Annotated in this window: 12 protein-coding genes; 6 read left to right on the forward strand and 6 right to left on the reverse strand. The window is 58.8% G+C overall.

Features of this window, described 5'->3' with window-relative positions:
• Positions 1-219: 219 nt before the first annotated feature.
• The 6 genes from V9K67_RS25365 to V9K67_RS25390 form a co-directional block, all read right to left on the reverse strand.
• Positions 220-873: a hypothetical protein gene (locus tag V9K67_RS25365; RefSeq protein WP_336727648.1), complete on the reverse strand. Its 654-nt coding sequence runs from the start codon at positions 871-873 to the stop codon at positions 220-222.
• 1271 nt (positions 874-2144) lie between these two features.
• Complete coding sequence (locus tag V9K67_RS25370) at positions 2145-3542, reverse strand: TolC family protein (RefSeq protein WP_336727649.1); 1398 nt, start codon at positions 3540-3542, stop codon at positions 2145-2147.
• 3 nt (positions 3543-3545) lie between these two features.
• Positions 3546-4853 carry an HlyD family secretion protein gene (locus tag V9K67_RS25375; RefSeq protein WP_336727651.1) on the reverse strand — a complete coding sequence of 436 codons (1308 nt, stop codon included), beginning with the start codon at positions 4851-4853 and terminating at the stop codon, positions 3546-3548.
• Positions 4854-4926: 73 nt separating this feature from the next.
• Positions 4927-6564: a peptidase domain-containing ABC transporter gene (locus V9K67_RS25380; RefSeq protein WP_336727652.1), complete on the reverse strand. Its 1638-nt coding sequence runs from the start codon at positions 6562-6564 to the stop codon at positions 4927-4929.
• 67 nt (positions 6565-6631) lie between these two features.
• Positions 6632-6937 carry a hypothetical protein gene (locus V9K67_RS25385; protein WP_336727653.1) on the reverse strand — a complete coding sequence of 102 codons (306 nt, stop codon included), beginning with the start codon at positions 6935-6937 and terminating at the stop codon, positions 6632-6634.
• Positions 6938-7191: 254 nt separating this feature from the next.
• Complete coding sequence (locus V9K67_RS25390) at positions 7192-8184, reverse strand: LacI family DNA-binding transcriptional regulator (protein ID WP_336727655.1); 993 nt, start codon at positions 8182-8184, stop codon at positions 7192-7194.
• Positions 8185-8352: 168 nt separating this feature from the next.
• Here V9K67_RS25390 and V9K67_RS25395 point away from each other — a divergent pair, with 168 nt between their 5' ends.
• From V9K67_RS25395 to V9K67_RS25420, 6 genes are read left to right on the forward strand one after another with little or no spacing between them, the layout of a single operon-like run.
• On the forward strand, positions 8353-8550 hold the full coding sequence (locus V9K67_RS25395) for a hypothetical protein (protein WP_336727656.1): 198 nt from the start codon (positions 8353-8355) through the stop codon (positions 8548-8550).
• A 44-nt stretch (positions 8551-8594) separates the two neighbouring features.
• Positions 8595-11534, forward strand: coding sequence for a SusC/RagA family TonB-linked outer membrane protein (locus V9K67_RS25400; protein ID WP_336727657.1), 2940 nt, complete (start codon positions 8595-8597; stop codon positions 11532-11534).
• Positions 11535-11562: 28 nt separating this feature from the next.
• Positions 11563-13077: a RagB/SusD family nutrient uptake outer membrane protein gene (locus tag V9K67_RS25405; RefSeq protein WP_336727659.1), complete on the forward strand. Its 1515-nt coding sequence runs from the start codon at positions 11563-11565 to the stop codon at positions 13075-13077.
• Between the two features lie 52 nt (positions 13078-13129).
• Positions 13130-15334 (forward strand): alpha-galactosidase, encoded by a 2205-nt coding sequence (locus V9K67_RS25410; protein WP_336727662.1) that lies wholly within the window; start codon positions 13130-13132, stop codon positions 15332-15334.
• Between the two features lie 16 nt (positions 15335-15350).
• The gene (locus V9K67_RS25415; protein WP_336727664.1) at positions 15351-17093 is read left to right on the forward strand and encodes a glycoside hydrolase family 13 protein; all 1743 of its coding nucleotides are present in this window, start codon (positions 15351-15353) and stop codon (positions 17091-17093) included.
• A 35-nt stretch (positions 17094-17128) separates the two neighbouring features.
• Positions 17129-18991, forward strand: a complete 1863-nt coding sequence (locus V9K67_RS25420) for a glycoside hydrolase 100 family protein (protein WP_336727666.1) — start codon at positions 17129-17131, stop codon at positions 18989-18991.
• The last annotated feature ends 16 nt before the right edge of the window (positions 18992-19007 follow it).

A 19007-nucleotide genomic window follows, 5' to 3' on the forward strand; every position in this document is an offset into this window, starting at 1 on the left:
TTTATGTCTCCTATAAAAAATAGTATATTATTACTATAACTTTCCTCCTCGGTCATATGAATTGTTACGGCTAACGTCAGAAGGCTTGCCGAAGTACGGGATTCCAAGGCACTTCAGTACAGCCTTTGTTCTATTGCTTGGTAAAGTTAATTAGGTCACTGGATGTTCGTCAGCCCGTATTTTGGCAAGCCGATGTTGCATGCAGTTTAGTCCAAGTGGCTACCAAAACTTCCACCATGGTTTTTGGGGCTTCATTATTACTGCCACAGGTTGTTGGTAATAATAGTCTGATAGTTCGTAATTGATTGTCTGGCCGTTATAGTCAATTCTATACTTGCTGCCGTTAAAATCGGTTAGCTCAATGAAGTCGTCGTGCATTTCAAATGGGGTTCCTTTATAAAGGCAAACGAAAATGTCTGCTCCACTATAACTCCAAAGCACCTTTCCATTCTTATCAATTCTCGCAATGGATATCTCCCCATGGGTAATGTACGTATCCTGATACTTGTGAACCGAAAAGCAGGTTGCCCAATCAGGTTCTGTCACCCAGTTAATATTCAAGTCAGGTAAGGACAAGCTGAAAACTTTATTGCAGCACCGGACAATTAGACTTTTCTCGTCTATTAGGGCAGTATCCTCTTGAACTCCTGTTCCACCGCCACTTGCAACAACAATTGCAGTCTTTATGAGCTTTTCACCTTTATATACCTTTATTGCATGTTGAGAATTTGGCAAAAACTCCTTATCCTTCTCCTCCTGAATGACTTTGTCGTAGGAGGTTGGACTGTCAGCAGTTTGAGTAAATGCAGTGTCGTCAAACAGCTCAACCGTTATGTCGTTATGATGTAGGAAAACTGCCATTTGAAATTGCATGCAACGGCTTATTATCCGAAATTAAGAATTTTCGCGCCGACATGGTTTTCGGCCTTTAAGTTCCATAAAATCAATTTATGCCGGTTTCGCATTTGGAGTATTATTATTTTCAATGCGAAGCCGCCTGATTAAAATTAAATACTCCGAAAACGCAACCCTGCACCATGCAAACATGCCCATCAACAAATGGAATACCCAATCTGCGCCACATTATCTGCCCTTATCTTGGAATGGTTTGCACATAGCTTCGCCACCTGAATCACAGCTCGGCTTTATGGCGCAGTTAAAGATAAATATATATACGGAAACGCGCTCCCTGTCCCAGCCGCTTTTTAAAGCCCATCCAGACCCGGGTTAAAAAGGGTCACCTCTCCCTAAAGAAAGCCTGCCTGTCCGCAGAAACAACATCCCGCAACTTTCATATTATCAACCACTTTCCCTCGGCCATCCATATCGTCTCCTCCTGCGCCGCCCCCCTTCCCTTAATTACCCCCACGGCCATTAGCGTTTCATCTTCCGGCGCCTTAGGTAATCCTGCCGCCGCTGATCCACCCCTAACCCCTCGGCCTTACCATGGTAATTTGTCCAGGGGACCGTCGATAGCCTCCACTTTCTTAGGCTTGCCTGGGTGCCCCCCTACAGGGCAATGGCTGTAACATTCCCTAATTTGAAAAAGAGCCTCTTGTGATAAAGTATTTTCATTGTTCCCCCTTAACTGAATGACATTGGATCAAGGAACTGGAACGAAGGACTCCTTTCACGCTTACTCCTTAATGGCTTTCTGAAGTGAACGTGGGTTGGTCCTAGCCCCTTACTCTTACTGCATTTCGCTATTATACCCTTAACGATTCCTTTTCAAAAATGGTTCACCTTCAAAAGGAGGGCATTCGCCGAAGGAAACCGGTAAGGCTCTTCCAAGCGTTTTATCTTTGATTTATTAAACGATCCGATACCTGTTGAAAGCCTGAAAATCCAAAAACGAGATCCAAAGTCCAAACCGTTCGATTCCATTATCCAGGAAAAGCCCGTTTTATCCGTAAGTACCTTTTGAAAACGTCCAGATCCTGAAAAACCAGAGGCGTCCTTATCCTGAACCGACGAAATTATCAACGCCTTATCCATCTTCCCCTCCCTCCGGAGGGGTTTTTATTTTTTCATAGGCTTATGGGTTAATGCCTTCCCTTAGGTTCGCTCTCCTCTTCCGTGGTCTGGCTGCAGGGGCGGAGCCCGCCTGGTAAAAAATTCTTCCCACTTGTCGTGGATACGGAGGATCACCATTCCGTATCCGGCCAGGCCCCGGCGGCCGCATACAGGCCGGCCAGAACTTTCCCGCTTTTCGCCTGCAGCTCGATCCGTTTTTGTTCGGCTTCCAGCAGCTTCTGCTCCCGGGCATTGAGGAGGAAAAGCGAGCTCTCGCCATTGCGGAACTTCAGCTCCTCCCCCCGCAGCAGGGTGGCATACAGGGCGATGCCTTCCTCCTGCAGCCGATGTTGCCGCAGTAACTGCAGCCACTCGTTGTGGTACTGCTTTACTTTATTGTGAATGCCGGCCCGCTTGTTCTGCTGCTCCAGCCGGGCCAGCACCAGCTTGATGCCGGCCTTCCGGTATTCCCCCCGCCCTTCGGACAAGCGCAGGGGCAGGGATACCGACAGGCCATAACGGTAGTTGCTTTCGAGCCAGGGGCTTTGCGCCGCTTTGGTAAGGGTGGAGAGGGAAGAACCCTTGCCCAGTTGGTTGTACTTGACGTAAACCGAAGGCAGCAGCGACTGGAACTTCAGTTTCCGCTCCACCTGCAGGCCCTCCAGCTTGTACTTATACTGTTCCAGCTCGGGGTGCCGGTCGGCCGTGGCCAGCAGCAAGGCCAGGTCGGGTGCCGCCGCCGGAAAGGGCACCGCCCTCGGTACCGCCGCCTCCGGCAGGTCGTAGGGTGCCTCCCCGGCCTGCCAGAGGTAAACGCCCAACTCCAGCCGGGCGTTGGCCACCCCGGTCTCCACCTCGTTTTGCCGCATCCGGAACACCTGCAGCTGGGTCAGGGCTTCCACCGTATCGATGGCGGGACGGTCGCCCAGTGCCCAGGCCGTCTTCACCAGGCGCAGCCGCTGTTCGGCATTTTGCAGGGCCGTGGTAAACAGCGCCGCCACCTGGTGCTGCTCCCACCAGGCCCAGTAAGCCTTGCACGCCTCCAGCAACAGGTTGTTGACCACGGCCTTTTGCTCTTCTTCCGAAAACTCCCGGAAAATGCGGGCCTGCTTCAGCGCCGCCCGCCGCTTGTCCATCAGCAGGTCTTTGACCACCGGCATACTGAAACCCAGGTAGGCCGAAGCGCCCTTCGTATCGGAAGGATGGGTGCGGCTGCCGTCCAGCCGCTCCATGCCGGCCTGCACATCCAGCCCATACCAGGTCGGAATCCGGATCTCCGACACCTGCTGGTGGTAATAAAGCGTATTGTCCAGTTCTTTCCGGTCGTTACTATACCGGGCCACCGGGTCGAAGCCGGCCCGGGCCGAAACCATATCGGCTGCGGCCATGTCCACCCGCAGGGCCGCCTGCCGGGCCACGGGATGGTAGGTTTTTACGATCTGCAGGAATTCCTGCGGGGTCAGCACCCGCTGTTGCGCCCCGGCCCGGGCCAGGACGAACAGCAGCATTGTGGTGAAAATCTTCTTCATGGCTTACTTCTTAGCAGGTTCTTCTTTCTTTTTGTAATAATCCGGGGGAAAACTGTTGATGTTGCGCCAGATTTCGTAGCCCAGCCGTACATCGTTGAGCAGCGCGATGCCGCTGGCGCCGGTGCCGACCATCAACCCCGGCGGCCAGGGCTTCCGCAACCGGTCTTCGACCACCAGCACCCGGAATTTGCCGTTGTCGCTGACCGTACGCTCCACCGAAGAAACCAGGCCGGAGAACATGCCGTAGGAGGCCTCGGGCCAGCCGGTGAATACCAGTGCGGGAAAGCCTTCGAACTGGAACTGCACCCGTTGCCCCGGCGCTACCAGCGGCAGGTCAATGGGCCGCACATACATTTCCACGGCATACTGAATCCGGCCGGGAACAATCTGCACCAGCATCTCCCCTTCCTTCAGCACTTCGCCGATGCCGGCTTTTTTGGCCTTGACCACCTGCCCCGACTGCGGGGCCGTAATCACGTACATGCCATTGCGGATGCTGTAGCTGGCATACTGGTTTTCGAGCTTGGCAAGGTCGCCCTGCCCGGCAGCTACCTGCGACAGCGATTGGAGACGGTCTCCTTCGGCCTTGGAGATCTTTTCGGCGTATTCCTGCCGCACCGCGCTGATCTCGATCCGCGTAATGCCCAGGTCCTGCCGGGAGTTCAGCCATTTATTTTCGGCGCCGATTTTCTTGGCCAGGGCATTTTGGTAAACCTGGTTGCGTTGTTCCAGCTGGGTCAGCGATACCAGCCCGCTGTCGTACAACGCCTGCTGCCGTTTGTACTGCAGTGAAAGAATGTTCAGCTCGTTGATAGCGGCTACCACATCCATACTGTCGCTTTGGATCTTTACCTGTGTCTGCTGCAGCTTCCGCTGCAGTTGCTCCAGTTTGAGGGAAAGGGCGGCGGACAAGGCCTGTACCTGGGTGGCGCTGGCAGCGGCCTTGCCCCCGTAATAATCCATGCTGGTCTTTTTGGCATCGATCTGGTCCCTGGTGCGGTCCAGCAGCCGGGGGTCGAGGTAGCTGTCCTTGATCTCCGATAGCTGCACCAGCGTATCGCCGGCCTGTACGTAGTCGCCTTCTTTAACGGCCCAGGCAACGATGCGGCCGGAAATAAGGGTATTGACCTCCTGGGTACGCTGCTCCTGCCGCAGGGCAATGACGTTGCCCCGGGCGCGGATGGTCTGGGTCCAGGGTAAAAACAGCAGCAGGACAAGGATCAAAAGGAAGCCGGCATACCAGTGGCGGATATGCCCTTTTTTACCGTGCAGGTAAATGTGTTGGTAAGCAGCGAGCTCATGATGTGTCATAAGGGGAATATTTGCGTTCCGGGCGCCGTGTCCGGGCTGGTACCCGAACGAAAGCGGTCATGAGAACAGGGAATTAATGAGAAAGTCGGATCACCTGGTGGCACTGCCGGATCCATTCCGGGTCCTGGGTGACTACCAAAAGGGTGACGCCCTCCATGCCGTGGAGCAGCATGTTGCGGATCTGCTGCTGGTACTGGGCCTCGATGCCTTCGCCGGGCTCATCGAGCAGCAGCAGTTGCGGCTTGCGGGCAAGGGCCCGTACCAGCAGGATCTTTTGCACCACGTTGCGGGGCAGGCGCTTGCCTGTGGGGTCGAGCTCGGCGTCGAAGCCCTCCTTCAGCGAGGAAATAAAGGGCAGGAGGCCGGTTTGCCGCGCCAGGTCGAGCACATAAGCTTTATCGATGTCCTCGGCCCCCATGGAAATATTCTCCCACAAGGTGCCATGGAACACGTCCTGCTGGTGCAGCAGCAGGCCGGTCTGGGCCCGCAGGGCCTGCAGCTGGTAATTGCCGATAGGAATTTCGTTGATCAGCACCGAGCCGCTAAAATTGTTGTAGGCGCCGGTCAGCAGCTTCAGCAGCGAGGAGCGGCCCGACCCGTTGGTGCCGGTAATGCATACCTTCTCGCCCTTATTTACAGCTATGGTAACCCCGCGCAGCACGGGAGCGCCTTCGGTATAGCCGAAGGTCACCTCTTTCAGGTCCACGCGCACGCCCTCTCCTTCGGGCAGCAGGAACTTTCCTTCGGACTCCGCCGGCTTTTCGGTCAGCTTGTTGATCTTTTCTATGGACGTAATGATGTCGTAAACGCTGTCGAGGTTTACAATAAGCTTTTCCACTGACCCGATCACCAGCAGGATAATGATCTCCGAGGCAACGAACTGGCCAATGTTGATCTGCTGGTTCAGCAGCAGCAGGGAGCCTACCACCAGCATGGCGGCCGTCACCAGCACTTTCAGCGCTACCAGCGCCCGGTACTGGAACAGCAGGATGGAAAAGTGGGCCTTCCGCTCGGATAAGTAGCTGATGACCTTTTGGTCGGTCTTTTTCAGGTGCAGCCCGGTGTTTACCGAAAACTTGAAGGATTTGACTACACGGGCTACTTCCTCCAGCCAGCCGGCAACGGCATATTTATGACTGCTTTCGGCCAGGCTGCTCTGCAGGCCCCGGTTGCCGGTAAAGTAAAAGATCACCGCCAGGATCCCCACCAACAGCAGGCCCAGGAAAATGAAAACCGGGTGGTACAGGGAGAGCAACACCAGGCCGAAGAGGATCTGGATGGTGGCGGAGGGAAAGTCGAGCAACAGCTTGGAAAGGCTTTTCTGCAGCGTGGGGATCTCGAAGAACCGGTTCACCAGCTCGGGCAGGTAATAAGCGTCCACGCTTTTCAGGTCGAGCCGGGGAATATGACCGGCAAAGGCATAGGCATAGCGCACAAACAGCTTTTGCTGGATGCGTTCGATAAACTTCATCTGGCCGGTCTGCAGCAAGCCGGTGCACAGCACCCCTGCCACGATCAGCACAATAAGAACGATAAGGGAAGTGGAAACGGCACCCCCCTGCACAAAGCCTACAATGGCTTGAATGCCCAGGGGCAGCGACAACTGGATCAACCCGTTTAAAATGGCATAGAAATAAATCGAACTGATCTCGGTTCGTTCCTCCCGCACCAGACGGGCTATCCGTGCAAGAGGATTTGAAGAAGGGAACATACAACGATAGTTTACTGATTAAGTAATGCATAAGCCGTTTCCCGCAAGGGAACACAGCATTAAAAAATCAGCAACGGTCGGGAGGGGGCGTCCGGTAAGGCAAATAAGGATCCCTGCACAGGTCAACACCCGATATACACAAAAAGTTCGCTGTGCCGCTAAACGAAGTTGCGGAGAGAAAGACAGGAAACAGGCCTTCGCACTCCCCTCTTCCGTCTTCGTCCTCCCCCGCTTCCTGGTCCGTGGGTTCCGCCTCTTCAAAGGCCAGCTCATAAGTGGCCGCACCCGGGGCATCGAAGGCCGGGAGGAGCCGGACGCCACCCAGGAAGAGCAGCAGCAGGGGCAAAAGCACTATGAGCAGGACCCTTTTCATAAAAAAGTGTCCAAAAATAGCGGGGAAGCAAAAAAGAGCAGGGTGGATTTATATAATTATTCGTGAAAAAATGAATACAACCTGGCCTTTAAGCCTGTGGCGCAGCAGAGCTTGGGGAACGGGATCCGCCGCGGCGAAATGCCCGGTAGGAGGAGCAAAAGCTACGGGTGATCCAGGGCGGGACCCCTACCGAAGCACTCCTTGCACGCTTTGAATTTTTACTTGCTTTCTAACCTTCATGGGCAGGGGGAACATTATAAGGAGCCACCGTCGATAAAGACCGAATCAATGGTCAGGTGCTGCACGAAGGTGCTGCCGGCCAGGCAGGACAGCATCCGGCTGAAGGCCAGCTTGCCCAGCTTGAAGCCGCTGGTCTCGGCATAGCTGATCTCGGGATAATACAGCTGCGGGATAAAGCCGTCGCTGATGGCTACCACCCCCGCCTGCTGCGGGTACGACAGCCGCAGCTTCTGCACCGCCTTCATCACCCCCACCAGGATCTCGTCGCTCATGCAAAAGACCGCATCCGGCCGCTCCGCCCCGCTAAAGGCCCGCAGCGTCCGCTGCTCCGCCTCCAGCGAGCTGTCGGCATGCTCCACGATCAGGGCCCCCGCCCCCGCCTGCTGGAAAATTCCGGTATACGCCTTCAGCCGCTGCTGCGTAATGGACATATGGGCATTGCCGAAAAGGGAAAGGATGCGGGTCTTGCGCCGGCGTACCAGGGCCTCGGCCGCCAGCACGGCGGCCGCCGTATCGGCCACGCAGACCTGGTTGCAGGCCTCGTACCGGGGCACCTTGTCGAAAAAGATCAGCGGGATGCCCTGTTCCTCCAGCTTCAGGAAGGGCCCCACCTCCTCCGTCCGGGCCGTGATGGAAACGAAAATGCCCGACACCCGTTTCTGCCGGCAGCGTTTGAGGATCTCCGCCTCCAGGCCGGGGTCGTCGTTGGAACGATAGATCAGGATTGCATACCCGTAGCGGGTGGCCTCCTCTTCCAGGGCGGTGAGGAAGGAATGGTAAAAGAAGTTGGAAATGGCGGGCACGATCACCGCAAATTCCTTGCTGTTGCTGGTGCGCAGGTTGATGGCGTAGGGGTTGGGGTCGTACTCCAGCATCCCGGCAAGGTCGTGCACCTTGGCCTTGGTCTCCGCCGAAATATCGGGATGGTCCTTCAGGGCCCGCGATACCGTGGAAATGCTCAGGTTTAGCGTTTCGGCGATCTTCTTCAAGGTAATGTTGGGCTTCACCGGCAAGTTTTAGGATTCCCTGAAGGTAGAAGTTTTCCACAACAAACCTTTCCGCAAACATTACCGCAATCGTTTGCACTCCCCAATGCCCGTTTCACCGCTTTTCCGCCCTTTCTGGCCGATAGTTTTGGGGGGTCAAACGATTACTTCACCCTTCAGGATTGTCATATGAAAGAAGCCTATCCCACTACCTGGTCACTGGCTGCTATTGCAGACTACCTGGCCCACCCGACCGCCCCATTTCTCCTGCACCAGGAACGCGTCTTCAATTACTGGCGCCTGCGGTTTAAAAACCGCTGTGTTTTCATTAAAACCATACGCCGCCCCGGCAAAGAGCTTTTCTCTTTAGCCGCCTATGCCGCTTAGCAATTACTAACGAATACATCAATAAGCATCCTAAAACCAGCAACATGCGCCCACTTGTCTATGTGATGACCTGCCTGCTCGCCTCCCTAGGCGCCGCGGCACAGCAACGAACCGTCTCGGGGAAAGTTTCTAACAACCACGGTGAGCCCCTGCCCGGAACCACCGTAACCGAGAAAGGAACCAAAAACGCCACGGTCACCAGGGCCGACGGCACCTTTACCCTGAACGTGGCCGGCGAAAGCGCCGTCTTATCCGTTTCCTACACCGGCTATGCCCCCGAAGAAATTCCCGTGGGCAACCAGGCCACCATAAGCGCCCAGCTGGTACAGGAACCCAAGGCGCTGAACGACGTGGTGGTGGTGGGTTATGGCGGCATGCGCAAAAAAGACCTGACCGGCGCCGTCGCCAGCGTCAGCGCCAAGGACTTTAACAAGGGCGCCTTTTCCGCCCCCGACCAGCTGATCCAGGGCAAGGTGTCCGGCGTGCAGATCACCAACAACAGCGGCGCCCCCGGCGGCCAAACCACCATCCGCATCCGCGGCAACTCCTCCGTGCGGGCCGGCAACAACCCCCTGTTCGTGGTGGACGGCGTGCCCCTCGACGGCGGCACCGCCCGCCCCGGCTTTGCTTCGAACGTGCTGGGCAACACCCCCGGCGGCAACCCCCTGAACTTTATCAACGCCAACGACATCGCTTCCATGGAGGTGCTGAAAGACGCCTCCGCGGCGGCCATCTACGGTTCGCGGGGCGCCAACGGCGTGGTGATCATTTCTACCAAAAAAGGGCAGGCCGGCCCGCCGCAGGTAGACCTGTCGGTATCGGCAGGCGTCAGCCGCATCGCCAAAAAACTAAAAGTGCTGAACGCCGCCCGGTACCGGGACGGGTTGCGGAAATACGGCCTGAGCTCGGGCGACTACGGCTCCGACGTGGATGCCCTGGACGCCATTACCCGCACCGGACGTACCCGGAACTACAACGCCTCCATCACCGGCGGCAACAGCGATGGCCGCTACCGCCTTTCGCTGGGCCATATCGACCAGGAAGGCATCGTCCGCAAATCGGGTTTTGCAAAGTACGCCGCTAACCTCAGCGGTTCGTACAAGTTCGGGAAAAGCAAAAAGCTGGGCATCGACCTGGGCCTGCTGACCGCCCAGACGGTGGAAAACCTGGCCCCCATCTCGAGCGGCAACGGGTCGGAAGGCAGCCTCATCGGCGCCGCCCTGCAGTGGAACCCCACCCGCCCGCTGCGCCACCCCGACGGGTCGCTGAACACCATCAGCGGCGGCAGCTCGGACAAAAACCCCCTGGTACTCTCCGAAGGTTTTGACGACAAGGCCAAAACTACCGACATCCTGGCCTCCGTCGCCCCTTCGTATAAATTCACGCCCCACCTCGAGTACAAAATGCAGTACAGCGTGCACTACGGCACCGGCATCCGCCGCACCCAGCTGGCGTCGTACGTGAACATGGCCGCCATGGAAAAGCGGGGCTATGCCGCTTACGGCAACAACGAGCTCCTCACCACCCAGTGGACGAATACGTTGAACTACAACAAAAAGCTGTCGGATCGCTTTTCGGTCAATGCGTTGTTGGGCTATGAATACATGAAGTTCGTGACCCAGGGCGTTTCCGTGGGGGCGCTGGACTTCGCCGGGGGCGATGTGCCGTATACCCACTACCTGCAGTACAGCAGCGTTTCCAGCCGCAGCCTCACCTCCTTCAACGACCCGGAATCGGAGCTGCAGTCGGCCTTCGGCCGTTTGATTGGCAACTATAAGGATAAACTGGTGGTGACCGCCACCCTGCGGGCCGACGGCTCGAGCAAGTTCGGCGCTAATAACAAGTACGGCTATTTCCCTTCCGTTGCCGCGGCCTATAACCTGGGCGGACTTTCCTTCCTGCAGCAAGCCGCCATCAGCAGCCTGAAGTTCCGTGCCGGCTGGGGCCGCACCGGCAACCAGGAGTTCCCCGCCGGCGCCGCCAAGGCCCGCTACGCCTTCACCGGTCCCGGCACCATCGGCCTGGCCAACCTGGCCAACCCCAACCTGAAATGGGAGTCCTCGGTGCAGACCAACGCGGGCATCGACTTCGGCCTGTTCGGGGAACGCCTTTCCGGCAGCATGGACGTGTACCGCAAGAATACCCGGGACATGCTGTTCAACCTGGAAGCCTCCCTGCCCGGCCCCTCCTCCCGCTACTGGATCAACCTGCCGGGCAACATCGTCAATACCGGCACCGAGATCCTACTGAACGGTTCGGTCCTCCGCGGGGGCGACTTCACCTGGGACCTGGGCGTGAACGCTGCCTTCCAGCAAAACCGCCTGACGAACTATACCGGCCCGTTTGTGAACACCGGCGCCCTGAACGGTCCCGGCCTGAGCGGGGTGACCGTACAACGGATCGTGAACGACAAGCCCCTCAATATTTACTACCTCAAACAGTTTACCGGCATCGACGGCAACGGGCAGCCCCTCTACGGCAAGGACGCTGCGGCGGATTATGCCGGCACGCCCAACCCGACCAAGCTGCTGGGCTTCACCACCCGGCTGGGGTACAAAAAGCTCTCCCTGGAAGCCAATATGAACGGCGCCTTCGGCCATTACCTCTACAACAACACCGCCAATGCCGTACTGCCCATCGGCAACTTCGGCAAGCGCAACGTGGACGCCTCCCTGATGGAGCTGCCGGTACCCGAAGCTCTCTCCAGCCCGCTCTCCGCCTCTACCCGCTTTTTGGAAAAAGGCGACTACCTGAAGCTGGCCAATGCCACCCTCTCCTACAAGCTGGGCAACATCGGCTCCACCTTCCGCAACGCCAACCTCTACCTCACCGGCCAGAACCTGTTCTTTCTAACAAAGTACAAAGGCTTCGACCCCGAAGTGAACACGGATAAAGCGGTGGACGGCTTTACCTCCTTCGGCATCGAAGACCAGCCCTACCCTTCGGCCCGTACCCTCCTCATCGGTTTTACCACCTCTTTCTAACTCACCCTCACCCGGACAATTGTTCTATATGAAAAAGATCTTTTTTGCCTTTACCCTCGCCCTTGCCGCCAGCGGCTGCTCCAAGCTGGACGAACAACTGAAAGGCGACCTGACCGAGCAGCAGGCCCTGGCCAACCCCGACATCAATTCTATGCTGAAGGGCTGTTACAACGCCCTGCGTGCCCCCTACATGGATCTGAATACCTTCTTCGCCCTGCAGGAGGTGACCTCCGACGCAGCCATCGTGCCCACCCGCGGGCCCGACTGGGACGACAACGGCCAGTGGCGGGTGCTGCACGCCCACAACTGGAACGCCGACCACATCCAGCTGGCCAGCACCTTCAAAAACCTGCTGCAGGCCCAGTACGCCTGTACCAACCTGCTGCGGTTTAACCCTCCTGCCCGCCAAGCCGCCGAAGCGCGGTTCCTGAGGGCCTTTACCATGCTGTCGGTGCTGGACGCCTGGGGACAGGTGCCCTTCCGCGAAGCCGGGGAGGACCTGCTGCAGCCGGCGAAGGTGCTGCATGCCCCGCAAGCCCTCGACTTCATCATCAGCGAAGCCACCGCCGCCCTGCCCCACCTGCCCGCAACGGGCGCCACCCGGGCCAACCAGGACGCGGCCCGCATGCTGCTGATGAAATGTTTACTGAACAAGGGCGCTTTCCTGGACCGGGCACACCCTTCTTTCGATGCAGCCGACATGGACCGGGTAATTGCCCTGGCGGGCGAGATCAGCGCCACCGGCCGCTATGCCCTTTCTGCCAATTATTACGACAACTTCGCCCCGAAGAACAACCTGCTGTCCAAAGAAAATATCTTCACCGGCGAGAACCTGGGCGGGGTGGAAGGCGGGTTCGTGAATTTTTACTGGAAAGCCGCCCTGCACATCAACCAGGCGCCCAGCGGCTGGAACGGCTTCAGCACCCTCTCGGATTTTTACGACAAGTTTGAAAGCGCCGACAAGCGCCGCGGCGGCGACTATCCCGGCATGACCGAGGTGGCGGGCATCAAGGCCGGCTTCCTCGTAGGCCCCCAGTATGATCAAAACGGCAAGCAACTGGCCGACCGGAAAGGAAATTTGCTGAGCTTTCAACGCGACGTCAGGCTGATCGAAACGGGCCATGACCTGGAAATGAAAGGCATCCGGGCCATCAAGTACCCCATCGACTACGCCCACCCCGAAAGCAATGCCGACAACGATTTCGTGTTTTACCGCTATGCCGACGTGCTGCTGATGAAGGCGGAAGCCCTGTGGCGCAGCGGCCGGGCGGCGGAAGCCCTGGCCCTGGTGAACGAAGTGCGTGGGGTGCGCGGCGTCCGTCCTATGGCCGCCCTGACCGCCGACGGGCTGCTGGACGAGCTGGGACGGGAATTTTACTGGGAGGCCCACCGCCGTACCGACCTGATCCGGTTTGGAAAATGGCTGCTGCCCTGGCAGGAGAAGGAGGCCAGCGACCCCCGCAACCTGCTGTTCCCGATACCGGCCCAACAGCTGGCCGTGAACCCCAACCTGCAGCAAAACCCGGGTTACGCAACGAACTAGTTCCCCAAAAAATTTCTTTTCCGAACTTTTACGTGAAATAGCAGAAACCGATATGAAAAAAACGTTCTCCCGCTTGCTCTGCCTCGTTGCCCTCCTTTCCGCAGGCGCCGTACAGGCGCAAAACGTGGTGATCCCGGTCGTCACCTCCGAAAATGCCCTGGTGCTGCAAACCGATAAGGACAACCGCCTCCGCATGGTCTACGCCGGCAGGCCGCTGCAGCAACCGGCCGAATACGCCGCCATCGCGGGCACGCAGCACTTCAGCAACGACAACGCCGGCATTTACAACTTTGCCTACACGGCCGCCGGCACCATCAACCTGTCCGAACCGGCCCTGCAGGTGACGCATGCCGACGGCAACCCCTCGCTGGAGCTGCTGTACCAGAGCCACCAGGTAACGGACGTGGATGCGAACACCACCCTTACGTCCGTCGTGCTCAAAGACCCCCTTTACCCCTTCCAGGTGACCCTGTTGTACAAGGCCTGGAAAAAGGAGAACGTCATCGAGCAGTGGACGGAGATCCGCCACAGCGAAAAAAAGCCGGTAACGCTGCAGAAGTACGCCTCGGCCAACCTGCATTTTACCCAGAAGGATTTTTACCTCACCTCCTTCCAGGGCGAGTATTTAAAGGAAATGCAGCCGGCGGAAGTAAAGCTGGCGCAGGGCATCCGCACCCTGGATACCAAGCTGGGCACACGGGCCATGCTGCTGCAGACGCCGAATTTTATCGTCTCCTTCGGCGGGCCCGCCCAGGAGAACGAGGGGGACGTGCTGCTGGGCCACCTGGCCTGGAGCGGCAACTTCCGGCTCGACTTCGAAGTGGACAGCTACAAGAACCTGCGCCTGGTGGCCGGCATCAACCCCTTTGCCTCGGCCTACGCCCTGCCCCCCGGCCAGGTGTTTAAAACTCCTTCGCTCATTTACACCTTTTCGCATAAGGGTACCGGTGAAGCCAGCCGCAACCTGCACGCCTGGGCCCGCCGCTACCGGGTGCCGGACGGGCAGGGCAGCCGCCTGACGCTGCTGAACAACTGGGAAGCCACCTATTTCGATTTCGACGAAAACAAGATCACCGCCCTCTTCAAAGATGCCAAAGAGCTGGGCGTGGACCTGTTCCTGCTCGACGACGGCTGGTTCGGCAACAAGTACCCCCGCAACGACGACCATGCCGGCCTGGGCGACTGGCAGGAGAACGTCAAAAAGCTGCCCCACGGCATCGGCCACCTGGTGCGGGAAGCCCAGAAGGAAGGCGTCCAATTCGGCATCTGGATCGAGCCGGAAATGGTGAACCCCAAAAGCGAGCTGTACGAAAAACACCAGGACTGGGTGATCCGCCAGCCCCAGCGGCCCGAGATCTACTACCGCAACCAGCTGGTGCTCGACCTGTCGAACCCCCGGGTGCAGGACTTCGTCTACGGCATCGTGGACAACCTGCTGACCAAAAACCCCGAACTGGCCTTTATCAAGTGGGACTGCAACGCCGTCATCTACAACGCCTACTCGGCTTACCTGCAGCAAAAAGGCCTGCCCCAGTCGCACCTGTACGTGGAATACGTCCGCGGGCTGTACGGGGTGCTGCAGCGCATCCGCGCCAAGTATCCCAAAATACCGATGATGCTCTGCTCCGGCGGCGGGGGACGCGGCGACTACGAGTTCCTGAAATATTTTTCCGAGTTCTGGCCCAGCGACGATACCGAGCCCCTGGAACGCGTGTTCCTGCAATGGAATTACTCCTACTTCTTCCCTTCCATCGTTACCGACAACCACGTGACCAACTGGGGCAAGCAGCCCCTGAAGTTCAAGGTGGACGTGGCCAGCATGGGCAAGCTGGGCTTCGATATCGTGGCCGGCCATTTAAGCGAGGCGGACAAGACCTTTGCGCAGGAGGCGGTGCGCCGCTACCATTCGTTCAAGGACATCGTATGGCAGGGCGACCAGTACCGCCTGGCCAGTCCCCACGAGGGCCCCCTGGCGGCCCTGATGTACGTGGACGCGGCGAAAAGCAACGCCATCGTGTTCCATTACCTGGTCAGCAACCGCTTTTTGCAGACCGCCACCGAACTGCCGGTGAAGTACAACGGCCTGGACCCCGAGAAGAAATACACGGTAACAGAAATTAACCTGTACCCGGGCACGAAATCCACGATCGATTCCGCCAGGGTGTATACCGGCGATTTTCTGATGAAGGTGGGTATCAACCCGGACGTAAGGGGCGCCCGTACCAGCGTGGTGCTCCAGGTGAAAGAAGTGCGGTAACCCTTAAAAATTATTCATGAAACAGTTTTTCTTTGCGCTTATGGCCTCTTTATCCGGTGTATTGCTGCCGTCGGGCAGTCACGCCCAGCAGCAGCCCGCAGGGGCAACCCCCGACAAAAAATGGTGGAAGGAAGCGGTGGTGTACCAGCTCTATCCCCGCTCCTTCCAGGACAGCGACGGCGACGGCGTGGGCGACCTGAAAGGCATTAGCTCCCGGCTGGATTACCTCGAAAGCCTGGGCGTGGACGCCGTCTGGCTCAATCCCATCTACGCTTCGCCCAACGACGACATGGGCTACGACATCAGCGACTACCGGGCCATCATGAAGGAATTCGGCACCATGGCCGACTTCGACGCCCTGCTGAAAGGCCTGCACCAAAGGGGCATCAAGCTGATTATGGACCTGGTGGTCAACCACAGCAGCGACGAGCACGAATGGTTCCGACAATCCCGATCGTCGCGCACCAATCCCTACCGCGATTATTACCATTGGTGGCCGGCGGAAAAAGGAACGCCCCCGCCCCGCTGGAGCTTTTTTGACGTCAACAGCGACGCCTGGAAGTACGACTCCACCACCAATGCCTACTACCTCCACTACTTTTCCCGCAAACAGCCCGACCTGAACTGGGAAAACCCCAAGGTGCGGCAGGAGGTGTACGGCATCATGCGGTTCTGGCTGGACAAGGGCGTGGACGGCTTTCGCATGGATGCCTTCCAGTTCGCCTCCAAGGACACCACCTGGCCCGTGTTGCCGGAAGGTTATCACAAAAACATCATCAAGTATTACGGCATGGGGCCGAACCTGCACGCCTACCTGCAGGAAATGAACCGCGAGGTGATCCGCCACTACGACATCTTGACCGTGGCGGAAGGCGCCGGCAGCACCCTGGAAGACGCCCATAACCTGGTGGACCCCCACCGCAACGAGCTGAACATGGCCTACCACTTCGAAGCCATGGACGTGGGCAACGACCCCAAAGGCTATAAGCTGACGGACCTGAAAAAGGTGTTTTCCAAATGGGACAGCGCTTTTACCGAAAAGGGATGGGTGGCCATTTTCCTGGGCAACCACGACGTGCCGCGGATGCTGAGCAAGTTCGGCAACGACCGCCCACCCTTCCGGGACGTTTCGGCAAAAATGCTCACCACCTTGCTCCTCAGCCTGCGGGGAACGCCCTACTGCTACAACGGCGACGAGATCGGCATGCGGAACATCCGGTTCGACCGCATCGGGGAGTACCGCGACCTCTCTACAATCAACGGCTACCAGCACCTGAAAAGCAAGGGCGGCGATACGGCAGCCTTCCTGGAAAAACAAGCCTTCATCGGCCGCGACAATGCCCGTACGCCCTTCCAGTGGGACGCTTCCGCCCAGGCCGGCTTCACCACCGCAACGCCCTGGCTGAAGGTGAATCCCGATTACCCTACGGTGAATGCGGCGGCCCAGGAAAAGGACCCCCATTCGGTGCTGCACTACTTCCGAAAGATGGTGGGGCTGCGGAAAAGCCGGCCCGTGCTGGTGTACGGGAGCTATGAACTGCTGGACGGGGCGAACGAAAAGGTCTACGCCTATACCCGCACGTTGGGTGGGGAAAAAGTGCTGGTGCTGCTGAATTTCAGTCCGGATAAGGTAAACTGGCAGCTCCCTGCCGGCCTGCGGCTGCAGGCCAAGCCGCTGATCGCGAATTACCCGTTCGCCCCCGCCGGGACCTCCGTTCCCCTCCCGGCCTACGGCGCCGTGATCGTGAACGTGCAATAGCCTTTGACCCAACGACCGAACCAAACGAACAAGGTATGAACTACGACATCCATTCCGGCCTGGGGGCAAAAGCCCTGTCGGTCCTGCGGGCGGCCTCGGCCGGCAGGGGCATCCGGGCGACCACCGAACAAACAGAAAACTACAACAACGTATGGGCCCGCGACAGTGCCGTGGCGGGCCTGGCCCTCCTGGCCGCGGGGCAGCAGGAGTTATACCCTGCCCTGAAGGAATCGCTGGTGCTGCTGCAGCAGGCGGCCGACGGCAGCGGCCAGATCCCCTCCAACATTACGGTCGCCGAAGACGGGCGCATCACCCGGGTCAGCTTCGGCGGTCCCGCCGGGCGCACCGATGCCTCCTTCTGGTGGCTCATCGCCGCCCTGCTGTACCTGCACCGGCAGGAAGATGGGGCGCTGAAAAACGTCGTCTTCCGCCAGTGCACCGCCATTTTTCAACTGGCCAACCATTGGGAGTTCAACCACAACGGGCTGATGTACGTGCCCATGAGCAGCAACTGGGCCGATGAATACGTGACCCACGGCTATGTGCTGTACGACCAGCTCCTGCGCTACTGGGCCCTGGGCCTGGCGGGCAGCTTTTTTCAGCAGGAAAGCTGGCAGGAAAAGGCCCTGTCCGTAAAGGTGGCCATCAAGCAGCACTACCTGCTGGAGGCCGAACTGGACAACAGCCTGTACACGGCGGCCCAGCGCGCAGCGCTGCGCTCCTTCGACCTTTCCCAAAACTTTATCGCCTCCTTTTCGCCCGGCGACCGGGTGGAAAAATACGACGCCTGGTCCATAGCCCTGCTGCTGCTGCTCGACATCCCCTCCGAAGCCTCCACCGCCCGGCTGGTGGCGGCCCTGGTGCAGGGTTTCCGCTCCGCAGGCGGCAGGGGCGTCCCCGCCTTCTGGCCCGTAGTCGATGAAGGCGACGCCCTGTACGAACGGCTGCAGCAGAACCACCACTACCGCTTCAAGAACCGGCCCGGGCATTTTCACAACGGCGGCCTCTGGCCCGTGGTCAACGGCTTCCTGGTGGCCGGGCTGCAGCAGGCGGGCCGGCGGCAGGAGGCCGAAGCGCTGATGACGGCCCTGCACAACCTGCTGGCGGCTGCGCATGCGCAACACCCCTTTGCCGAATATTTTGACCTGCAAACGGCCAGCCCCGGCGGCGTAGGCAACCTGTGCTTCAGCGCGGCGGGCTACCTGCTGGGGGCGCAGGCCCTGGCCGCCCCCGCCGGCCTGCAGCACGCCCTCGGGCTGCCCACCGCCGGCGAAGCCCGGTTCCTGCACCAGGTGCGGGCCGTGGCCGCCGCCATCGTGGAGCAGCTGCCGCTGAACGGGCAGGGCTGCCTGGCGGTGTCCATCGCCGGCGAATCGGGCTGCGGCAAAACCACCCTCGGCACCACCCTGCACGAGCTGCTGCTGGAAAAGGGACACAAGGTATTGCTGCTGCACCAGGACGAATACTTCCGGCTGCCGCCCCGCCAAAACCACGAGGCGCGGCTGCAGGACTTTGACCACATCGGCCCCTCCGAGGTGCGGCTGGACCTGCTGGACGAACACATCCGCCTGGTGAAGGAGGGGGCGGTGCAAAAGCTCATAAGCCCGGTGATGAACTGGGCCACCGACACCGAGGAAAGCCGCGAGCTGGAGGCCGGCGACGTGGGGGTCATCCTGGTGGACGGTACCTACACGTCTTTACTGAAGGCAGTCGACTACCGGGTGTTCCTGTCGGCCACCTACAAAGAGACGCGGCAGAACCGCATTCGCCGGAACCGCGAAACGGTGACCGCCTTCATTGAACAAGTGCTGGAAAAGGAAAGCCGCCTCATCCAGCCCGGGGCCCTGCAGGCCGACGTGGTGGTGGACGCCGGCTGGGAGCCCCGCTTTTGCCGCTGATCCTTGCCCAACAACG

The organism is Huijunlia imazamoxiresistens, from assembly GCF_037132455.1.
Classification (GTDB): domain Bacteria; phylum Bacteroidota; class Bacteroidia; order Chitinophagales; family Chitinophagaceae; genus Flavisolibacter; species Flavisolibacter imazamoxiresistens.

Coding starts and splice junctions, on each gene's coding strand:
- V9K67_RS25365 (WP_336727648.1), bottom strand. CDS start 873: ATGCAATTTCAAATGGCAGTTTTCCTACATCATAACGACATAACGGTT.
- V9K67_RS25370 (WP_336727649.1), bottom strand. CDS start 3,542: ATGAAGAAGATTTTCACCACAATGCTGCTGTTCGTCCTGGCCCGGGCC.
- V9K67_RS25375 (WP_336727651.1), bottom strand. CDS start 4,853: ATGACACATCATGAGCTCGCTGCTTACCAACACATTTACCTGCACGGT.
- V9K67_RS25380 (WP_336727652.1), bottom strand. CDS start 6,564: ATGTTCCCTTCTTCAAATCCTCTTGCACGGATAGCCCGTCTGGTGCGG.
- V9K67_RS25385 (WP_336727653.1), bottom strand. CDS start 6,937: ATGAAAAGGGTCCTGCTCATAGTGCTTTTGCCCCTGCTGCTGCTCTTC.
- V9K67_RS25395 (WP_336727656.1), top strand. CDS start 8,353: ATGAAAGAAGCCTATCCCACTACCTGGTCACTGGCTGCTATTGCAGAC.
- V9K67_RS25400 (WP_336727657.1), top strand. CDS start 8,595: ATGCGCCCACTTGTCTATGTGATGACCTGCCTGCTCGCCTCCCTAGGC.
- V9K67_RS25405 (WP_336727659.1), top strand. CDS start 11,563: ATGAAAAAGATCTTTTTTGCCTTTACCCTCGCCCTTGCCGCCAGCGGC.
- V9K67_RS25410 (WP_336727662.1), top strand. CDS start 13,130: ATGAAAAAAACGTTCTCCCGCTTGCTCTGCCTCGTTGCCCTCCTTTCC.
- V9K67_RS25415 (WP_336727664.1), top strand. CDS start 15,351: ATGAAACAGTTTTTCTTTGCGCTTATGGCCTCTTTATCCGGTGTATTG.
- V9K67_RS25420 (WP_336727666.1), top strand. CDS start 17,129: ATGAACTACGACATCCATTCCGGCCTGGGGGCAAAAGCCCTGTCGGTC.